Genomic DNA, 19,919 nt, shown 5'->3' with positions numbered 1-19,919 from the left:
AAAGTTAACTTAACCTATAATTTTTATTTTTTTGCTAGAGATTTTAACTACTACCAGCCAAAGCAGAAAAGTTAGGAGGCAGATACTCACCACTATTAAGTATGTTTCTTCCTTTGTTATAAGGTTCTGCCAATTAAGCCGGATTCCTAATTTTTCTTGAAACTCTTCTAATAAGCTACTATTCCCCATAAATGTAGTTTCTAATTGCTCCTTCATTAAGACCTGTCTATAGAGAGAAGCAAGATAGGTAGCCGGTGTGCACTTCATGAGAACTTGAGCGAAGTTAGGAAGAATTCCCATTGGTACATAAGTTCCTACTAAAAATCCTGAAACTGTACCTACAATTGTAGCCAATTTACCCAGACTATCTACTGACTGGAAATGATAAATCAAGAGTACATTTACCAATGTTGAAAGGAGACTACTTAGCAGCATGATTAAACTTATTTCAAATAGCTTACTCATAGCTGGAATTTCTTGAAAATAAAGGCTCATAACAATAAGCATAAAGGCTTGCATAACAAAGGAAATGATAAGGCTACTAATAAGATAAGACAGTTGCAAGCCCCAGCTCCCTAAGTCTGTCAAAAAGAGATCCTGATCCACTTGATTTTCACGGTCTTGTACCATCTGGGTCAAAGCTGTAAAACTTGTTGTAATCCCAGTCACAGCCAAAGTTCCACCCATCAGCCAGTTATTTAAAAGGCTCTTATTATCAGGAAGTTGGGACCAGGCATCCATCAAATTTTTCTGCAAAAAAATGATATAGAGTAGAAAGGAAATCAAAGCTCCCAGTAATGAGAAAAAGACTCCTGAACGATTACGAAAATACAACAAAAAATCACGTTTTAATAAGGCTAACATTAGCGCACCTCTCTTCCTGTAAGGGCTATGAAGGCATCATCCATAGTTCCTGGACGAAATTCAAAGCCAGCAATCTTCTCACGAACTTGGGTCAAATAATCAATAGCTTCCAATTGGTTCTCGGGATAAAGACTATACTCAAACTCATTTTCTTTTTCCACAGGCATATTTTTAGGTAAGAATTTCTCCACTTGCTTGTCTTTAAAACAAATTTTTAAAAGATTGGAAGCGTACTCACTTTTAATCTCAGTAGCAGAACCTTGGGCAATAACCTTTCCATGATCTATAATATAAAGTTGATCTGCCTCATCTGCTTCATCCAGATAATGAGTCGTTAAGATAATAGTCATCCCTTCATCTCTTTGTAGACGATACAATAAATCCCAAATGGATTTGCGGGTCTGAATATCTAGTCCAGTCGTAGGCTCATCTAGAAATAAAATATCGGGATTGGATAGGAGAGCCCGAGCAATATCAACTCGACGTTTCTGTCCTCCTGATAAAGTTCCATAAAGTTGTTTCTGAAAAGCAGTCAACCCTAGTTGATTGATTAAATCTTCCACACGACCACCTTTAATCCCCTTATACTGCTGGGCTCGAATGGTTAGGTTTTCTTTGACTGTCAACTTTTCATCCAATACACTTGCTTGAAAAACAACTCCAATCCTAGTATTGGGCGCATAGATGATTTGACCATTAGTTGCTCGTTTAAGTCCGATTAACATTGAAATCGTTGTCGATTTCCCAGCCCCGTTAGGTCCTAATATTGCATTAAAACTCCCTTTTTTAAACTCTAAATTTATATTTCTAACTGCTATATGGTCTCCATAGTTCTTAGTGAGACCTTTTGCTTGTAAAATCATATTTCTTTCCTCCTTTTCACACTCTCAGTTTAACAAAAAGGAAAAAGAAAAAATATACTTTGGAGCTATGTGGTCGAAATGGATGATTATGTGGTCAATTTTATTTTAAAATTTCTACAGGTGAACATAAAAAAAAGCCACCGAATTTGGTGACTTCTTTAGGGAGATTATTATGAAAAAGAAAAGTTTAGGATTTCTATTAAATAAAGTTAGGAGGTCTTTACTTAATGATTACATGATACATGAGTAAACTTAAAGTTAACTTAAGATAAAAGAATTATTTTAATTTTTTTCGATCCACCCAAATCATTCCTGTACAATCATAAGTAGATAAGGTTTCAAACCCCAGAGAACGGTAAAACCCCAATGTTTTTTCAGTCTGTTCAGTCGCTAGTTGTACTTGGTAGGCACCCTTATAGTCAGCTAAGACTTCTTTCATCAAGTTACTACCAATTCCTTGACGCTGATAAGTAGGCAAGACAATCAAATCCTGGACAAAAACGGATGAAAAACCGTCTCCAACCAGACGCACTAAACCAACGATTTTCTCACCATCACGGGCAAGATAAGTCGCTAGCGAATGAGACAAGGCCTGCTCCAACATCTGTGGCTGATTGGTATAGTTTGTCCAACCAACTGCCTGATAGAGATGTAAAACGTCATCAATTGAAACAGATCTTTCTTTTGTAATCTTAATCATAGCAAACCTTTCTAGCATTGCCTAAGCGATTTTATCTGCTGCCCATTTTTATCAAAATTTTCAGGACGCAACCACGCTTCCAAGCGAGCTCTGACTTGAGGCCAGTCCTTATCGATCATGGACAACCAATCCGTATCTCTGGTACGACCTTTATAGATAACAGCTTGGCGGAAGGTTCCTTCATAGACAAAGCCCAAACGTTCTGCTGCTTTTCTAGATGGAAGATTGAGGGCGTCGCACTTCCACTCGTAGCGACGAAAGTGGAGTTCTTCAAAAACATAGCGAGCTAGCAAATAGTGAGCTTCTGTTCCCATCCTGGTCTGTTTGAGAGCCGGAGAAAAAGTCACCGCGCCAACTTCAATGGTGCGATTGGCTTGGTCAATACGCATGAGAGAAAATGTTCCCAGCGCCTTTCCAGTTGCTTTATCGATAATCGCATAATAGAAGCAATCCTTACGCTCAAGCATCTGCTTCAAAGCTACGATTAATTCTTCGAGATTCTCTACTGGTGGTTGAAAGAGATAGGTCCACATCTCTCGAGGTGATTCTGGACCATAAACAGCCAGCAAATCCTCCGCATGCTTTTCTACTGACAGAACTTCAATAATCGTATACTGCCCCTCTATCCGTACAAGTGAAGGCAAAACTCCAGGTGTATCGTCTACAGATTCACCAATCATCTGACCATATTCATTTACTGGCATAGCTTTCTCCTTGTCTCCCACTTATAAGTTTAAAGATGTGAATAGTATATCACATCTCACAGGTGATCTACAAAAAATCCTCTCGTTTATGGAGGATTGATCAAATATGGAAACGAGTGAGTTAATGCCCCTTGTGCTTCTCTCTACGTTTTTGCTGTTTGCGTTCGAATTTCTCTTGTTTGAGCAATTGTCTTTGGACACTAGATTGATGTTTTGAAATCTTTTTCCTTTCCTCATACTGCAACTGCAATAGTTCTTTCGACTTGGAAGAAACTTTCTGCTTTACTTGTTTTTTCACAGCTCGCTGTAATCGTTTAGGATTCTTGATTTTTACATGCTGCTTAACTGTAGCTTCTGGACTAAAAGATAATTGAGTAAACTGAGTCTGTAAGATCTCTAGAATTTCATCATCTTTTGGCTCCTGACCAAATGTCACACGACAAACTTGATAAGTTTCTCGATACACTTGTTCGAACAAACCATGCCAAAATCCATCTTCAAAATAAACTGTCAATCCAATTGAAATTGTTTCCACGACAGCACCTCCTTAAATCTACCCCTAAGAATGGACAACCAAGGAGGAAGGTTGCTGATAGGCTTGCCTACGTCTGGACTACCAACCAGAACTGTGTTTTTATCTTAGTTGGAACTATTATAGCATATTTATAATCTATTTTTATTTCTTCTTCAAATGCCTATCAAAAAAATGAATCGTAGCTAGCCAAGAATCCTTACTCTCTCTCATCAATAAACGCCAATCTTTTCGATAACGGTGATTTGGTTGATAAGCCACTGTCAACATGTGACCTGTTTCATGATATTTTTTAAATGTAATGTGGCGTCCTTTATAATCTGAGACAATATCATCAATTGCTGACGAGGCATCCCATATTTCATCAACAGTACTTCCGAGCAATAAGATTGGTGAATGCATTTGACCGATATCTATCTTAGCAGAACGATCTTTAGGGAAGCTTTTTCTAAAAAGTTTGCTGAACAGATAATCTCCAAGTCGAAACTTTTGATAGGGAAGTTCTTTTTGCAAATGCGTCCAAGAAGAAGTATGAGAGTTCCATTTCCCTTTTATCCCTTCATATATCACATCAGAGGGTGAATTTAGTACCAAACATTGAACGTCATTAAAAAGGCTCTCCTCAGCTAAAACGAATTCTGCTCCCTTAGACCGTCCATATATTCCAATTTTTTCACTATCTACTTGAGGATGCTGACGTAGATAATTCTTTGCTTCCACAAGGCTCTCTAAAGGAATACGTTCCAAATGTTTTGGTAACCCCTCTAAACCAAAGTAGGCAAATGCTAGGCAAATATAACCTCTAGAAGATAAAAGCTGAGCTATATTCTGTGCCTTTTCAATCCGTCCTTCACTACCGCTCACAATAATCAAAGCTGGTGTTTTTATTGCCTTTTTATCATAAAAGAGTCTCCCACGAAAATGTTCCCCGTAAATATCTTGATGACTAATTTGCGAACTCATGTAACGTCTTGTAAAAATTCTCTCTGCAATGACAGTATTTCCTTGCATAATTTTGATTTTCACAAAAAACCGATCTAGTAAAGGAATTTTAGAAAGAGAGGTTGGAAGTTTCTTTCTCTCATTGGTCAAGGGCTTAGCATTAAAAAATAGTCCCATTGTTGAAATGCCTTCATAAGAGCCAGAACAAGATGGAGTTCGTGAAATATCAATAATACCATTCTTATCTGATACAAAAGTCCCTGTTGATCTCCATAAAACATCATGAGCTAAAAACATGGGAGCATTGATACAATAATAATCAGTTAGGTGCATCTCGACTCGATATGTTTCTCTTGGTTTTAAGCCATTGATGACAATATTAAAAGATTCGTCTGCTAACTCAGACTCTGAGATAAGTTCAATTTGTATATTCATTTCTTCCTCTTTTTTGTTAATGTGATTAACAATATAGTTTTAAAATTACCGCGACTTTTACCACGGCAATTCTCCCCACACCTTTTCAATATCATCCATCAATTTCACAACTGTTTGAAGTTCCCCCTCGCTATAGTTGTTTAAAACTGAAAAGATTGATTTTTCAATATATGCTTGTTGCTCCTTATGGATTTTAAAAACTTCGATTCCTTTTTTAGATAATCTCAGATATTTATTTTTTTCATTATCCGGTGCAAATTCAAAAGCAACGAGGTCTTTCTTGGTTAAACGTCTAACACTCTGAGTAATGGCACTCCTAGACACTTCAAGTAACTCAGATAATTTCACTAGATTCACAGGTTGATTGCGGCCTATCAGGTCGATCAAATGGACTTCATTAATAGTGATTGATTTATCAATACTGTTCCTATGCTGAGCTTTTTTCAACTGTTCAAAAGCTAAAGCAAAGCTGTTAAAACGATTATTAAACTTATGCAGTTCTTTCTTATTCATGGTTTCCTTCTTTTTGTTAATCATATTAACAAAATACCAATTTCTTGTCAAGAAGAGTCAAAAATCCTCCAGAGCTGAACTCTGAAGGATTCATTTTTATTTCACAACAATATTTACAAGCTTGTTAGGTACACTAATCACTTTCACGATTTCTTTGCCATCAATTTCTGCTTTGACTTTTTCGTCAGCCAGAGCAATTTCTTGCAATTCTTCGCGTGAAAGATCTTTAGCGACCATGAGTTTAGCACGGACTTTACCTTTGATTTGGACGACGATTTCGATTTCGTTTTCAACCAATTTGCTTTCGTCCCATGTTGGCCAAGCTACATAAGAGATAGACTCGCCTGTTGCTACGACTGTTTGCCAGAGTTCTTCTGCCAAGTGAGGGGCAAATGGGGCAATCAATTGGATGAAGCCTTTGGCGTAATCCACATAGAGTTTATCTTCCTTGTTAGCAGCGTTGACAAAGACCATGAGCTGGGCAATGGCTGTGTTGAATTTCATGGACTCGATTTGCTCTGTGACAGCTTTAACGGTTTCGTTATAAACCTTGTCTAGAGCGCCATTGTTTTCCGCAACGATTTCTTTACTTGTGATCAAACGGTACACACGATCAAGAAACTTACGACTTCCTTCCAGACCTTCTTCAGACCAAGCGATAGAAGCATCGAGTGGTCCCATAAACATTTCATAGACACGAAGGGTATCGGCACCGTATTGTTCCACCACATCGTCTGGGTTGACCACGTTCTTGAGGGATTTCGACATCTTAGCTGGTGCTTGCTCCAATTCTTCCCCTGTTTCCATGTGGAAGAAGGAACCGTCACGTTTTTCAACCTTGTCAGTCGCTACAAGAGCACCACGGTGGTCACGGTAGCTAGTTCCCAAGATCATTCCTTGGTTAAAGAGTTTTTGGAATGGCTCTTTAGTCGGTACAACACCAAGGTCATAGAGGAATTTATGCCAGAAACGAGCGTAAAGCAAGTGGAGCACCGCGTGTTCTGCACCACCCACGTAAATATCTACTGGCAACCATTGTTTGAGGAGGTCCTCATCAGCCAATTTTTCTGTGTTATGTGGATCGATATAGCGGAGGTAGTACCAGCTTGAACCAGCCCATTGCGGCATGGTGTTGGTCTCACGACGACCTTTGACGCCATCTTCACGAGTCACTTCCAGCCAGTCTGTCAAGTTAGCTAGTGGGCTTTCACCAGTACCTGAAGGGCGGATGTCCTTGGTTACCGGCAAGACAAGTGGCAATTCACTTTCTGGAACGGCTGTTGAAGTTCCATCTTCCCAATGAATGATTGGGATTGGTTCTCCCCAGTAACGTTGACGGCTAAAGAGCCAGTCGCGGAGACGGTAAGTTACCTTCTCTTGACCACAGCCTTTTTCTTCCAACCAAGCTACAATCTTGGCGATAGCATCTTCTTTGTTAAGACCGTTCAAGAAGTCAGAGTTGACGTGAAGGCCATCTTCTGTGTAGGCAGCTTCAGCTACATTTCCACCTTCCAACACTTCTACGATTGGAAGTCCAAACTGTTTAGCAAATTCCCAGTCACGCTCATCATGGGCAGGCACAGCCATAACAGCACCTGTACCATAGCTAGCGAGAACGTAGTCGGCAATCCAGATTGGGATTTCTTTACCATTGACAGGGTTGATAGCATAAGCACCCGTCCAAACCCCTGTTTTTTCCTTGGCAAGGTCTGTACGAGCCAAGTCTGACTTGAGGCTAGCTTGGTGTTTGTAGTCAGCAACAGCCTCTGCTTGTCCTGGACTTGTGATGGCATCTACTAGCTCATGCTCAGGCGCCAAGACAGTGAAGGTCGCCCCAAAAAGGGTATCTGGACGTGTCGTAAAGACGGTGAATTCCTTGTCAGTCCCTTTCACTTTGAAAGTTACATTGGCACCAGTTGATTTCCCAATCCAGTTGCGTTGCATGTCCTTGATAGACTCTGGCCAGTCAAGGTCATCCAAGTCAGTCAGCAAGCGCTCTGCATAGGCAGTAATTTTGAGCATCCATTGGCGCATTGGTTTGCGGACAACTGGATAGCCACCACGCTCAGATGTTCCGTCAGGAAGGACCTCTTCGTTGGCGATGGCTGTTCCTAATTCTTCAACCCAGTTTACTGGCACTTCCGCTTCATAGGCCAAGCCTTTTTCGTAAAGCTTAGTGAAGATCCATTGCGTCCACTTGTAGTAGTTCGGATCTGTAGTATTGACTTCACGGTCCCAGTCGTAAGAGAATCCAAGCGCATTGATTTGGCGTTTGAAGTTGGCAATGTTTTCTGCTGTGAATTCCGCTGGGTCATTCCCTGTATCCATAGCATATTGCTCTGCAGGCAAACCAAAAGCATCCCACCCCATTGGGTGAAGGACGTTGTAGCCTTGCGCACGTTTGAAACGGCTAAGGGTATCTGTTGCTGTGTAGCCTTCTGGGTGTCCTACGTGAAGACCCGCTCCAGATGGATAAGGGAACATGTCTAATGCATAAAACTTCGGTTTTGAAGCATCTGTTCCTGTCTTAAATGTGTGATGGTCAGCCCAGTATTTTTGCCACTTAGGCTCAATTTCCTTATGATTGTAAAAACTCATGCTATTTCTCCAATTTTATGATGTTACTATTATACCATTTTTGGGGGAATTTGAAAGTCGAGAAATGTTCTTTTGGGCTTGGATGGAAAGAAAGACTGAATCGCAAATCCAGCTTATTTAGCAGTATAAGAAATTAGCTAACACTTGAAATTAACTTATATCGATTATTTATCTCTTCCATCTTTTTCCCCTAACGCCTTTGACTCATATTCCTCGTTTTAGATTTCTTTAAGGTTTTTATTATATCCTATAGAACTCTGCAAATTATAAACATTAAGCAAGTCGTAGAGTAAAAACGTTCGTAAAAAAGGAGACTCTTATGAAAAAACTACTATTCTTTCTCTCTTGTGGATGGATATTTCTTACTTTATCAGGATGTTCTTCAACAACAGAAGCGGAAACTAGCTCTGAAAAAGATTCAGATAACACTTTGGTTATCTACTCGCCTAACCCTGAAGACCTTATCGAAGAAACAATCCCAGCCTTCGAAGAAAAATATGGTATTAAGGTTGACTTAGTACAAGCCAGCACTGGTGAATTGTTCAAAAAAGCTGAGGCTGAAAAAGAATCCCCTGTAGCCGATGTCATTTTCGGAGGCTCCTACGCCCTCTTCTCTTCTAACGAAAATCTTTTTGAACCTTATATTTCTCAAGAGAACGACCAGATAATCCCTGAATATCAAAATAAAACTGGATTCTACACGCCTTATACACTTGATGTCAGTGTCATCATTGCCAATTCAGCTCTTACAAAAGATATTAAAATTGAAGGCTACAATGATCTACTCAATCCTAAATTAAAAGGAAAAATCGCAACTGCTGATCCAAGTAATTCTTCTAGCGCCTTTGCTCAATTAACAAACATGCTCGTAGATCAGGGGGGCTATGAAAATGAGCAAGCTTGGACATATGTGAAAAATCTATTTAGCTTAGTAGATGGGAAAATTGCTTCTAGTTCTTCAAATGTCTACAAATCAGTCGCTGACGGAGAAATGGCTGTCGGACTCACCTATGAAGATCCTGCATTGAAACTCTTAAACGATGGCGTTGATGTAAAAGTCATTTATCCAAAAGAAGGAACCGTCTTTTTGCCTGGTAACGCAGCTATTATCAAAAATGCCAAACACATGGAAAACGCTAAAAAATTTATCGATTTCCTTCTTTCTCAAGACATTCAGGATAAACTAGGAACTGAAACAACCATTAGACCCATTCGAAAAAATGCTAAAACCAATAAAAATATGAAATCAATGACCGAAATCAATATCGCCACTGAAGATTCTGATTACGTCATCCAAAATAAATCAGCTATTCTTAAAAAGTACAATGATATTTTCACTAATATTCAATCGAAACAGTAAAAGAGGTTCACTATGAGTGAGATCAAAATTATTAACGCAAAAAAAATCTACCATGACATTCCTGTCATTGAGAATTTAAATGTTACGATCCCAAAAGGAAGTCTTTTCACCATTCTTGGACCTTCAGGTTGTGGAAAAACGACTCTTCTTCGAATGATTGCAGGCTTCAACAGTATTGAAGGCGGAGAATTTTACTTCGATGATACTAAAATCAATAATATAGAACCCAGCAAACGCAACATCGGTATGGTTTTCCAAAACTACGCTATTTTCCCACATTTGACTGTTCGAGATAATGTTGCTTTTGGTCTTAAACAAAAAAAGGTTCCAAAAGATGAATTAGTTCAACAAACTAATAAATATCTGGAACTAATGCAAATTGATCAATACGCAGATCGAAAGCCCGATAAACTCAGTGGTGGACAACAACAACGTGTCGCCTTGGCACGTGCCTTAGCTGTTAATCCAAGTGTTCTCCTCATGGACGAGCCTCTTAGTAACCTGGATGCGAAACTTCGCTTAGATATGCGCCAAGTTATTCGAGAAATTCAACACGAAGTGGGAATTACAACTGTATATGTGACCCACGACCAAGAAGAAGCCATGGCCATTTCTGACCAAATTGCTGTTATGAAAGACGGTGTTATTCAACAAGTCGGACGACCAAAGGAACTCTATCATAAACCAGCTAATGAGTTTGTGGCAACATTTATTGGTAGAACAAATATAATCCCTGCTCGTTTAGAAAAACAAGCTGATGGAGCTTACATAGTCTTCGAAGACAGCTATTCTCTTCGTATGCCAACTCTTGACCAAATTGACGAGCAAAACATCCGTGTTAGCATTCGTCCTGAAGAATTTATCCGTGATGAAAATGGCCCAATCGATGGAACAATCACCGATAGTGTTTATCTTGGACTCACCACTGAATATTTTGTAGAGACTGCATTTTCTTCAAAAATACAGGTGAGCGAAGAATCAACTTTTGAAGAAGATCTTCAAAAAGGGGATCGAATTCGTCTACGAATCAATACTCAAAAGTTAAATGTCTTTTCTGCAGATGGTTCCCAAAATCTTATTACAGGAGTTGGCTATGAAAGGTAAAAAACTAAATATTTGGACAGCCTCCTCATTCTTCATCTTTCTTACCTATCTTATTTTTCTTGTTTATCCAATTATTATTGTACTCAAGCAGGCACTAATACATGAAGGTAGTTTCTCTTTAGAAAATTTTGTTACTTTCTTTAGCAAATCTTATTATTCTGAGACACTCATTAATAGTTTTAAGGTTTCCGTAACCGCCACAATTACTTCTGTCGTTGTTGGTACCTTGCTAGCTTATCTTTTTTCAATGTATGACTTCAAGGGAAAGAAATTTTTACAAATTTTGATTATCATCGCATCCATGTCAGCTCCCTTTGTAGGTGCCTATTCTTGGATTCTACTTCTTGGTAGAAACGGAGTTATCACAAAATTTCTAACCAACACACTACATTTGCCAGGCTTTGATATCTACGGCTTTAAAGGTATTGTACTTGTCTTTACACTCCAACTTTTTCCTCTCGTATTCCTATACGTAGCTGGAACCATGAAGAGTATCGACAACTCCCTCTTGGAAGCCGCTGAAAGTATGGGGGTATTTGGATTCAAACGAATGATAACAGTTATTTTACCCCTTTTAGTTCCAACTTTACTTGCTGCTGCCCTACTCGTATTTATGAGGGCATTCTCCGACTTCGGAACTCCTATGTTAATTGGTGAAGGATATCGAACTTTTCCTGTTTTAATTTATAATCAATTCATTAGTGAGGTTGGCGGAAATTCCGCATTTGCATCTGCTTTAGCAATCATGGCGATTATCATTGCTTTAACAATCTTTCTTATCCAAAAATATATTTCTAATCGCTATAGTTTCAGCATGAATTCTCTCCATCCAATTGAGCCGAAAAAAACTACAAAAGGAAAAATGGTAGCAATTTATGCAACAGTTTACGGAATTGTCTTATTTTCTGTTCTACCTCAATTATTTTTGATTTATACCTCTTTCATAAAAACATCAGGTATGGTATTTGTCAAAGGCTATTCTCTAAATAGTTACAAGATTGCCTTCAATCGCATGGGAGCTAGTATTTTTAATACGATTCGCATTCCTTTGATTGCTTTGATTCTAGTTGTTTTATTTGCATCATTTATCTCCTACCTAGCTGTTAGAAAACGAAATTTGTTTACAAACTTAATTGATAGCCTTAGTATGGTACCTTATATCGTACCAGGAACAGTTCTCGGTATTGCCTTTATCTCTTCATTCAATACAGGTATCTTCGGAAGTGGCTTCCTTATGATTACAGGAACAGCCTTCATCTTGATTATGTCCTTATCTGTAAGAAGACTCCCTTATACAATCCGCTCATCTGTTGCTAGCTTACAACAAATATCACCTAGTATTGAAGAAGCAGCTGAGAGTTTAGGAAGTAGCCGTCTCAATACTTTCAGTAACATCACTGTTCCAATGATGTTACCCGGTATTATTTCTGGAGCTATTCTATCATGGGTAACAATGATTTCAGAACTATCTACTTCTATCCTGCTATATAATGCCAAAACAAAAACTATGACCGTAGCAATCTACACTGAAGTACTTCGCGGGAATTATGGTGTGGCAGCAGCCTTATCTACAATCCTTACTGTCTTGACAGTTACTTCCTTGTTATTGTTTATGAAGATTTCTAAAAACAACAGTATTACGCTCTAGTTTTTCTTCTAAAGACAGCCAAATGACTTATTGGCTGTTTTTTTATTCTCTCTTACTCAGTTTGCTCTTCATAAATAATATAGATGCAAGATAAGGCTTTTTATGGTAGAATATAGGAAAGTGCTTTCTCAGAAGGAGGGGAAAATGAACAAACAAACCATCGCTGTTTTAGGGCCTGGTTCTTGGGGTACTGCTCTGTCACAAGTTTTAAATGACAATGGACACGAAGTTCGTATCTGGGGAAATATTCCTGACCAAATTGACGAAATCAATACACAACATACCAACAAACGCTATTTTAAGGATACTGTTTTAGACGAAAAGATTGTTGCCTACCATGATTTAGCAGAAGTCTTGAAGGGCGCTGACGCTGTTTTGTTCGTAGTTCCAACTAAGGTGACAAGATTGGTAGCTCAACAAGTGGCTGCTGTCTTGGACCATAAAGTGGTTATTATGCATGCTTCAAAAGGTCTCGAGCCAAATAGTCACAAACGTCTTTCAACCATTCTTGAAGAAGAAATTCCTGAAGAGTTCCGCAGTGAAATTGTGGTTGTATCTGGTCCTAGTCACGCAGAAGAAACAATTGTCCGTGATATCACCTTGATTACTGCTGCTTCTAAAGATTTAGAGACGGCTCAGTATGTTCAGATACTCTTTAGTAACCACTACTTCCGTCTTTATACCAATACAGATGTGATCGGAGTGGAAACAGCTGGTGCTCTTAAAAATATCATTGCTGTTGGTGCAGGGGCCCTCCATGGACTTGGCTTTGGAGATAATGCTAAGGCAGCGATTATCACGCGCGGGCTTGCGGAAATCACTCGTCTAGGAGTCAAGCTTGGAGCAAATCCACTGACTTATAGCGGACTTTCAGGTGTTGGTGATCTAATCGTTACCGGAACTTCTATCCACTCACGTAACTGGCGAGCAGGTGATGCTCTTGGGCGTGGTGAAGCCTTGGCAGATATCGAAGCCAACATGGGAATGGTCATCGAAGGAATTTCAACAACCAAAGCTGCTTACGAATTGGCGCAAGAGCTTGGAGTCTATATGCCTATTACCCAGGCTATTTACCAAGTTATTTATGAAAATGTTAATATTAAGGATGCTGTTTCTGAACTCATGAGTAACGAGTTCAAGGCAGAAAACGAGTGGTCTTAATCACCGTTAGAAAGGATGCTCATGAAGCAAAAAGTTAGAAAAGCTGTTATCCCTGCTGCGGGACTTGGAACTCGTTTCCTACCTGCAACCAAAGCCTTGGCAAAAGAAATGTTGCCAATCGTGGATAAGCCAACCATTCAATTCATCGTAGAGGAAGCTCTTAAGTCTGGAATTGAGGACATTCTTGTTGTAACAGGGAAGTCAAAACGTTCTATCGAAGACCACTTTGACTCAAACTTTGAACTAGAATATAACCTTAAGGAAAAAGGAAAAACAGATCTCTTAAAATTAGTTGATGAAACAACAGGCATGCGACTTCACTTCATCCGTCAAACACACCCACGTGGACTCGGAGATGCCGTTTTACAAGCCAAAGCTTTCGTTGGGAATGAACCTTTTGTGGTGATGCTCGGAGATGACCTCATGGATATCACTGATGACAATGCTGTCCCATTGACCAAGCAACTTATGAATGATTACGAAGAGACTCACGCTTCTACTATCGCCGTAATGCCTGTACCACACGAAGAAGTTTCTGCCTATGGTGTCATCGATCCTCAAGGAGAAGGAAAAGATGGACTTTACAGTGTTGAAACCTTCGTTGAAAAACCAGCACCTGAGGACGCACCAAGTGATTTAGCCATTATTGGTCGTTACCTCCTCACACCAGAGATTTTTGGTATTCTTGAAAATCAAAAACCTGGTGCCGGAAATGAAATCCAGCTAACAGACGCTATTGATACCCTCAACAAAACTCAACGTGTATTTGCTCGTGAATTCAAGGGGGCTCGTTATGATGTTGGAGACAAGTTTGGCTTTATGAAAACTTCAATCGACTACGCACTTAGACATCCTCAAGTCAAAGATGACTTGAAAACTTATTTGATTAACCTTGGGAAAGAACTCTCAGGAGAAAAATAAGCCCTTAAACCAGGTTGAAAATACCTGGTTTTTTTGTTGTCTAAACACCTCCAAAGCTCGTCCAAGACTAATTTCTTGCAATCATTGCTTTTATGGTATAATAATAAAGAGTGAGGAAAGAAATGAAAAATACATTATTATCTATGAAAGAAAAAGGACTGGCTTTCCTTCAGTCCCTAAAATCAAAACTAAAAAATATACATTTAGGTAAAGGTGGCCCTAAAAAGTCTAAAAAGAAAAAGCAAACCAAAACGAATATTTGGACTATCTTTGCTAATATCTTACTAGGAATCAAGGCAACCTTTAATACCCTATTCATCATCGCCTTCCTTGGTGGACTTTTAGGTACTGGGGTTGTTTTCGGTTATGCTGTATCTCTATTTGACAAAGTGACCGTTCCTCAAACAGAAGATTTGCTCAAACAAGTGAACGATATTTCATCCATCTCTGAGATTCGCTATGCTGACGGAACTATGATTGGTGCTATCGAAAGTGACCTTCTTCGGACATCTGTCGCATCAGATGCTATTTCAGAAAATCTCAAACAAGCTATCGTTGCGACCGAGGATGAACATTTCGCCGAACATAATGGAGTCGTTCCTAAAGCAGTTATTCGTGCCAGTCTAGGAAATTTTATCGGACTTGGTTCTTCTAGTGGTGGATCGACACTAACCCAGCAGCTCATCAAGCAACAAGTGGTTGGGGATGCTCCTACACTAACTCGTAAAGCTACTGAAATCGTAGATGCCTTGGCCTTAGAGAGAGCAATGAGTAAGGACGAAATCTTGACCACCTATCTCAACGTCGCTCCATTTGGTCGTAACAATAAGGGGCAAAATATCGCAGGAGCTCAACAAGCAGCTAAGGGTATTTTCGGTGTTGATGCCAATCAGCTAACGATTCCACAAGCAGCATTCTTAGCAGGCTTGCCACAAAGTCCTATCTCCTACTCACCTTATGAATCTACTGGAGAGATGAAGAGCGAAGAGGATATGGAACTGGGTATCAAGCGTTTCAAAGATGTTCTTTACAATATGTACAGAACAGGAGTCCTCAGCCAAGAAGACTACGAAACCTATAAAGCATACGACATTAAGCAAGATTTCTTGCCAGCAGAAAGTGTAAACCTAACTTCTAAAGGTTATCTCTACTTTACTGCACTTGATGAAGCAACGAATCTCATGTATGATTACTTGGTGAAAAAAGATAATGTTTCCGCTCAAGAACTCAAGAACGAATCTATCCAGAAATCCTATCGTGAATTAGCTGAAAAAGAAATTCAAAATGGTGGTTACCGTATCACAACTACAATCGACAAAGCTATCTATACAGCTATGCAAAATGCTGTAGCAAATTATGGCTACCTTCTAAATGATAATAGTGGTCAACCTGAAGTAGGAAATGTCTTGATGGATAACCAAACGGGAGCTATCTTAGGATTTGTAGGAGGACGAGATTACCAAAACAATCAAAATAATCATGCTTTTGATACTAAACGCTCTCCTGCCTCTACTACTAAGCCACTATTAGCTTATGGTATTGCTATTGACCAAGGATTGATGGGAAGTGCTAGTATCCTATCAAACTATCCTACCAACTTTGCCAACGGAACTCCGATTATGCACGTCAACAGTCCAGGAACAGCTATGATAAACCTTAAGGAAGCCCTCAATTATTCATGGAACATCCCTGCCTACTGGACCTATCGTATGCTTCGTGAAAAAGGAGTTGATGTCCGCTCCTACATGGAAAAAATGGGGTATGAAATCCCAGAATATGGTATTGAAAGTCTTCCTATGGGAGGAGGAATTGAAGTTACTGTAGCTCAACATACAAACGGATATCAAACACTAGCCAATAATGGTATTTACAATAAGAAATATATGATTTCAAAAATTGAAAAAAGTAGTGGCGAAGTGATCTATGAACATAAGAACGAACCTGTTCAGGTCTACTCAAAAGCTACTGCAACCATTATGCAAAGTCTACTGAGAGATGTACTTTCATCCCGGATAACTACAAGCTTCCAAAGCGATCTTTATAGCATAAATTCCAGTCTAGCAGGTGCTGATTGGATTGGTAAAACTGGTACAACCAACGAAGAAGGTGATATGTGGCTCATGCTTTCAACTCCAAAATTGACTCTTGGAGGCTGGGTCGGTCACGATGATAATAGTCCCCTAGCTAACGGCGCATACTTCCGTAATGCTAAGTACATGGCTAATCTGGTAAATGCTATTCAACAAGCTTCTCCTTCTGCTTGGGGAACTGAGCGTTTCAGCCTTGATTCGAGTGTCACCTCTTCTCAAGTCCTTAAGTCGACTGGACAGAAGCCTGGCAAGGTCACTATCAACGGCAAAGAGATTGACGTTACTGGAGAAATGGTAACAAGTTACTGGGCTAACCAAGCTGGTGCTCCAACTACTACCTACAAATTTGCCATCGGTGGAAGTGACTCTGATTACCAAAAAGCTTGGAATACGATTTTGGGAAGTCTACCAAAATCATCTAATTCCAACAATAATAACTCAAACAACAGTAGCAATAATAACAATAATCAAAATAATAATAACAACAACAATAATAATAGCAACAACAACAGTAATAACGGTAATAATAACAATAATACTACCAGTGATAGCAACGACTCATCTTCAAATAGACTACAACGTTAACCTTTCTATATGAATCAGTATCAAAAGAATATTTTTAAGGGAACCATTTACTCCCTCCTATCTGGATTAATATGGGGTATTTGTGGCATTTTAGGAGAATTCTTCTTTACGCATTATCAAGTATCATCCGGCTGGATTACTTCCATGCGACTAAGTATTGCAGGTGGTTTCGTGCTTATCTTCTCTAGCTTTAAGTTTCGCTCACAGCTATTCGATATCTGGAGAAAGCGCAAAAACTACCTGCCTTTTCTGGCTTATGCCATCTTAGGAATCTTCTCCGTTCAGTATTTCTTTTATCTCTGCGTAGAATACTCTAATGCGACAACGGCAACCATCCTACAATTTATCAGTCCTGTCTTCATTCTCATATACAACCGTATCATCTACAAGAAAAAAGCTTCTAAAAAAGCAATCTTCTATGTTTTAACTGCTATGCTTGGGGTCTTTTTGATGGCTACCAAAGGCGATCTCTCTAAGTTATCCATCACTCCTATCGCCTTACTAACTGGACTTCTCAGTGCGCTGGGTGTCATGTTTAATGTTATTTTGCCCCAGCCATTTGCTCGAAAATATGGTTTTGTTCCCACTGTTGGTTGGGGAATGATGCTGGCTGGACTCTTTAGTAATTTTCTCTACCCTGTATATAGAATTAGCTTTCAACTAGATTGGGTGAGCATCTTGATTTGTTTGACCATTGCCTTTTTGGGAACAGCTTTTGCCTTTTTCCTATCTATGAAGGCTGTATCGCTGGTATCCCCATTGGTGGTGTCAGTGGTCAGCGCTAGCGAACCTTTATCATCTGCTATTCTAAGTGTTCTATTTCTAGGTTTAGTCTTGGATGGGTATCTGCTATTAGCTATGATTTTGATTATTATTCCCATGATCTTCTTATCCATCGAAGAATCAAAGGATAAAATGAAAGAATCTTCTTTTAACACTTAAGGCTTCAATTTTGAAGCCTTTTTTGGTAGAATAGTAAGCATTACAAAGAGTGAGGAGACATCTCTATGACTGCTACAAAAATGAATGCACAAGAAATTATCCAATTTATCGCAAATGCTGAGAAAAAGACCAGCGTAAAAGTAACCTTTGAGGGGCAACTTGCCGGAGCTATCCCTGCTTCTGTTACCAAGCTTGGAAATGTTCTTTTTGGAGACTGGAAGGATATCGCACCTCTTCTTGAAGGACTAACAGAAAATAAAGACTATGTTGTTGAGCAAGACGCTCGCAACTCAGCTGTACCTCTCCTTGATAAACGCGATATCAATGCTCGTATTGAGCCAGGCGCTATCATCCGTGACCAGGTTGAGATTGGCGACAACGCTGTTATCATGATGGGAGCTGTTATCAATATCGGTGCAGAAATCGGAGCTGGCACTATGATTGATATGGGAGCTATTTTAGGTGGACGTGCTATTGTCGGTAAAAATAGCCACGTCGGTGCCGGTGCTGTTCTTGCAGGCGTTATCGAACCAGCTAGTGCAGAGCCTGTCCGTGTCGGTGACAATGTACTCATCGGTGCTAACGCTGTGGTTATCGAAGGTGTTCAAATCGGTAGCGGATCTGTTGTTGCAGCAGGTGCCATCGTCACTCAAGATGTCCCAGAAAATGTTGTGGTGGCAGGTGTTCCGGCTCGTGTTATCAAAGAAATCGATAGCCAAACCCAACAAAAAACAGCGCTAGAAGATGCGCTTCGTACCTTGTAAATAGTAACAGAGGCGGAAACTTTCCAGCCTCTTTATCGTATCAATAGAAGGAAATTAGATATGTTAGATTTGATTCAAACTCGACGCGATCTTCACCAAATTCCTGAGATCGGTTTAGAAGAAGTCAAGACTCAAGCTTATTTGCTCAGTGTCATTGAGAAATTAACAGTTGGTAAAGATTTTGTTCAAATTCTCACTTGGCGAACAGGTATTTTAGTGTATTTACAGGGAAGTCAGCCAGAACGTACCATCGGTTGGCGGACAGATATCGACGGACTCCCAATCGTTGAACAAACAGGTCTTGCCTTTGCCTCTCAGCACCCAGACCGTATGCATGCTTGTGGACATGATTTTCACATGACCATTGCCCTAGGAAGTCTCGAACGTGCTCTAGAAAACCAACCTAAAAACAATCTCCTCTTTCTCTTCCAGCCTGCCGAGGAAAACGAAGCAGGTGGTATGCTCATGTATGAAGATGGAGCATTTGGTGACTGGTTGCCTGATCAATTTTATGGGCTTCATGTTCGTCCAGACCTAAAAGTCGGACAGATTGCGACCAATACTCATACACTCTTTGCAGGAACTTGCGAAGTCAAGATTCGTTTCAAGGGTAAAGGTGGTCACGCTGCCTTTCCACATCAAGCAAACGACGCTCTGGTTGCAGCTAGCTATTTTGTCACTCAAGTTCAGTCGGTTGTCAGCCGTAATGTCGATCCTATCGAGGGAGCTGTCGTCACTTTCGGTGTCTTTCAAGCTGGAACAACCAATAATGTCATCGCTGATACAGCTTTCTTGCATGGAACGATTCGAGCTCTCACACATAGCATGAGCCTCTTGGTTCAAAAACGTATCAAAGCCATCGCTGAAGGTGTCGCAGCTGCTTTTGATATGGATGTGGAAGTTGAACTCAAGCAGGGAGGTTACCTACCTGTCGAAAACAACCCTGAATTAGCCCAGGAATTGATGACCTTCTTTGATGAAAAAGAGGGAATTGAACTAATCGACATCGAACCTGCCATGACAGGAGAAGACTTTGGTTATCTTCTCTCCAAGGTTCCTGGTGTTATGTTCTGGCTTGGAATTGATAGTCCCTATGCTCTTCACCATCCACAGATGAGTCCTAAGGAAGAAGCTCTGGCTATCGGTGTCGAGGCTGTATCAAGCTTTTTAGCAAAGAAAGCTGCGGAGTAAAC

The 19,919-nt window shown here is 39.9% G+C and carries 17 protein-coding genes; 9 read left to right on the top strand and 8 right to left on the bottom strand.

The genetic code is table 11. The features are described from left to right. Positions 1–9 precede the first annotated feature (9 nt). The 8 genes from QM382_RS06770 to leuS all read right to left on the bottom strand — a co-directional run bounded on the left by QM382_RS06770 (position 10) and on the right by leuS (position 8,151). Complete coding sequence (locus QM382_RS06770; RefSeq protein WP_195183381.1) at positions 10–864, bottom strand: ABC transporter permease; 855 nt, start codon at positions 862–864, stop codon at positions 10–12. Next, positions 864–1,727 carry an ABC transporter ATP-binding protein gene (locus QM382_RS06765; RefSeq protein WP_178894502.1) on the bottom strand — a complete coding sequence of 288 codons (864 nt, stop codon included), beginning with the start codon at positions 1,725–1,727 and terminating at the stop codon, positions 864–866. Before QM382_RS06765 ends, QM382_RS06770 begins: the two co-directional genes overlap by 1 nt. Positions 1,728–2,004: 277 nt before the next feature. Next, a complete protein-coding gene (locus tag QM382_RS06760; RefSeq protein ID WP_414272852.1) occupies positions 2,005–2,427 on the bottom strand; it encodes a GNAT family N-acetyltransferase in 423 nt (140 codons plus the stop codon). An 11-nt stretch (positions 2,428–2,438) separates the two neighbouring features. Then, positions 2,439–3,131 (bottom strand): GNAT family N-acetyltransferase, encoded by a 693-nt coding sequence (locus tag QM382_RS06755; protein WP_414272851.1) that lies wholly within the window; start codon positions 3,129–3,131, stop codon positions 2,439–2,441. Positions 3,132–3,252: 121 nt separating this feature from the next. After that, positions 3,253–3,666 carry a YjdF family protein gene (locus QM382_RS06750; RefSeq protein ID WP_414272850.1) on the bottom strand — a complete coding sequence of 138 codons (414 nt, stop codon included), beginning with the start codon at positions 3,664–3,666 and terminating at the stop codon, positions 3,253–3,255. A 141-nt stretch (positions 3,667–3,807) separates the two neighbouring features. Further along, the gene (locus QM382_RS06745) at positions 3,808–5,040 is read right to left on the bottom strand and encodes an acyl-CoA thioesterase/BAAT N-terminal domain-containing protein (protein ID WP_414272849.1); all 1,233 of its coding nucleotides are present in this window, start codon (positions 5,038–5,040) and stop codon (positions 3,808–3,810) included. A gap of 57 nt (positions 5,041–5,097) precedes the next feature. Continuing rightward, positions 5,098–5,553, bottom strand: coding sequence for a MarR family winged helix-turn-helix transcriptional regulator (locus QM382_RS06740; protein ID WP_414272945.1), 456 nt, complete (start codon positions 5,551–5,553; stop codon positions 5,098–5,100). Between the two features lie 96 nt (positions 5,554–5,649). Beyond that, positions 5,650–8,151 carry a leucine--tRNA ligase gene (leuS, locus tag QM382_RS06735; protein ID WP_414272848.1) on the bottom strand — a complete coding sequence of 834 codons (2,502 nt, stop codon included), beginning with the start codon at positions 8,149–8,151 and terminating at the stop codon, positions 5,650–5,652. 319 nt (positions 8,152–8,470) lie between these two features. Here leuS and QM382_RS06730 point away from each other — a divergent pair, with 319 nt between their 5' ends. From QM382_RS06730 to QM382_RS06690, 9 genes are all read left to right on the top strand, one after another. Beyond that, positions 8,471–9,511, top strand: coding sequence for an ABC transporter substrate-binding protein (locus tag QM382_RS06730; protein ID WP_178894495.1), 1,041 nt, complete (start codon positions 8,471–8,473; stop codon positions 9,509–9,511). Between the two features lie 12 nt (positions 9,512–9,523). Next, positions 9,524–10,615, top strand: a complete 1,092-nt coding sequence (locus QM382_RS06725; RefSeq protein ID WP_414272847.1) for an ABC transporter ATP-binding protein — start codon at positions 9,524–9,526, stop codon at positions 10,613–10,615. Then, a complete protein-coding gene (locus tag QM382_RS06720) occupies positions 10,605–12,263 on the top strand; it encodes an ABC transporter permease (protein ID WP_414272846.1) in 1,659 nt (552 codons plus the stop codon). The genes QM382_RS06725 and QM382_RS06720 overlap by 11 nt, the downstream gene beginning before the upstream one ends. Positions 12,264–12,407: 144 nt before the next feature. Continuing rightward, on the top strand, positions 12,408–13,424 hold the full coding sequence (locus QM382_RS06715; RefSeq protein WP_414272845.1) for an NAD(P)H-dependent glycerol-3-phosphate dehydrogenase: 1,017 nt from the start codon (positions 12,408–12,410) through the stop codon (positions 13,422–13,424). A 21-nt stretch (positions 13,425–13,445) separates the two neighbouring features. Further along, complete coding sequence (gene galU, locus QM382_RS06710; protein ID WP_414272844.1) at positions 13,446–14,345, top strand: UTP--glucose-1-phosphate uridylyltransferase GalU; 900 nt, start codon at positions 13,446–13,448, stop codon at positions 14,343–14,345. A gap of 122 nt (positions 14,346–14,467) precedes the next feature. Continuing rightward, the gene (gene pbp1b, locus QM382_RS06705) at positions 14,468–17,020 is read left to right on the top strand and encodes a penicillin-binding protein PBP1B (RefSeq protein WP_414272843.1); all 2,553 of its coding nucleotides are present in this window, start codon (positions 14,468–14,470) and stop codon (positions 17,018–17,020) included. 9 nt (positions 17,021–17,029) lie between these two features. Continuing rightward, complete coding sequence (locus QM382_RS06700; protein WP_414272842.1) at positions 17,030–17,962, top strand: DMT family transporter; 933 nt, start codon at positions 17,030–17,032, stop codon at positions 17,960–17,962. A 65-nt stretch (positions 17,963–18,027) separates the two neighbouring features. Continuing rightward, the gene (gene dapD, locus QM382_RS06695; protein ID WP_049496951.1) at positions 18,028–18,726 is read left to right on the top strand and encodes a 2,3,4,5-tetrahydropyridine-2,6-dicarboxylate N-acetyltransferase; all 699 of its coding nucleotides are present in this window, start codon (positions 18,028–18,030) and stop codon (positions 18,724–18,726) included. Positions 18,727–18,786: 60 nt separating this feature from the next. After that, positions 18,787–19,917 carry an N-acetyldiaminopimelate deacetylase gene (locus QM382_RS06690; protein ID WP_049496947.1) on the top strand — a complete coding sequence of 377 codons (1,131 nt, stop codon included), beginning with the start codon at positions 18,787–18,789 and terminating at the stop codon, positions 19,915–19,917. The last annotated feature ends 2 nt before the right edge of the window (positions 19,918–19,919 follow it).

Source organism: Streptococcus infantis, from assembly GCF_047465185.1.
GTDB classification, from domain to species: domain Bacteria; phylum Bacillota; class Bacilli; order Lactobacillales; family Streptococcaceae; genus Streptococcus; species Streptococcus infantis_O.
Note: the sequence above shows the minus strand (reverse complement) of the source record. Positions and strands in the feature narration are given on the sequence as shown.

Excerpts from the sequence above, each read along its gene's own strand:
- QM382_RS06770 (WP_195183381.1), bottom strand. The coding sequence starts at position 864 with ATGTTAGCCTTATTAAAACGTGATTTTTTGTTGTATTTTCGTAATCGT.
- QM382_RS06765 (WP_178894502.1), bottom strand. The coding sequence starts at position 1,727 with ATGATTTTACAAGCAAAAGGTCTCACTAAGAACTATGGAGACCATATA.
- QM382_RS06760 (WP_414272852.1), bottom strand. The coding sequence starts at position 2,427 with ATGATTAAGATTACAAAAGAAAGATCTGTTTCAATTGATGACGTTTTA.
- QM382_RS06755 (WP_414272851.1), bottom strand. The coding sequence starts at position 3,131 with ATGCCAGTAAATGAATATGGTCAGATGATTGGTGAATCTGTAGACGAT.
- QM382_RS06745 (WP_414272849.1), bottom strand. The coding sequence starts at position 5,040 with ATGAATATACAAATTGAACTTATCTCAGAGTCTGAGTTAGCAGACGAA.
- QM382_RS06740 (WP_414272945.1), bottom strand. The coding sequence starts at position 5,553 with ATGAATAAGAAAGAACTGCATAAGTTTAATAATCGTTTTAACAGCTTT.
- leuS (WP_414272848.1), bottom strand. The coding sequence starts at position 8,151 with ATGAGTTTTTACAATCATAAGGAAATTGAGCCTAAGTGGCAAAAATAC.
- QM382_RS06730 (WP_178894495.1), top strand. The coding sequence starts at position 8,471 with ATGAAAAAACTACTATTCTTTCTCTCTTGTGGATGGATATTTCTTACT.
- QM382_RS06725 (WP_414272847.1), top strand. The coding sequence starts at position 9,524 with ATGAGTGAGATCAAAATTATTAACGCAAAAAAAATCTACCATGACATT.
- QM382_RS06720 (WP_414272846.1), top strand. The coding sequence starts at position 10,605 with ATGAAAGGTAAAAAACTAAATATTTGGACAGCCTCCTCATTCTTCATC.
- QM382_RS06715 (WP_414272845.1), top strand. The coding sequence starts at position 12,408 with ATGAACAAACAAACCATCGCTGTTTTAGGGCCTGGTTCTTGGGGTACT.
- galU (WP_414272844.1), top strand. The coding sequence starts at position 13,446 with ATGAAGCAAAAAGTTAGAAAAGCTGTTATCCCTGCTGCGGGACTTGGA.
- pbp1b (WP_414272843.1), top strand. The coding sequence starts at position 14,468 with ATGAAAAATACATTATTATCTATGAAAGAAAAAGGACTGGCTTTCCTT.
- QM382_RS06700 (WP_414272842.1), top strand. The coding sequence starts at position 17,030 with ATGAATCAGTATCAAAAGAATATTTTTAAGGGAACCATTTACTCCCTC.
- dapD (WP_049496951.1), top strand. The coding sequence starts at position 18,028 with ATGACTGCTACAAAAATGAATGCACAAGAAATTATCCAATTTATCGCA.
- QM382_RS06690 (WP_049496947.1), top strand. The coding sequence starts at position 18,787 with ATGTTAGATTTGATTCAAACTCGACGCGATCTTCACCAAATTCCTGAG.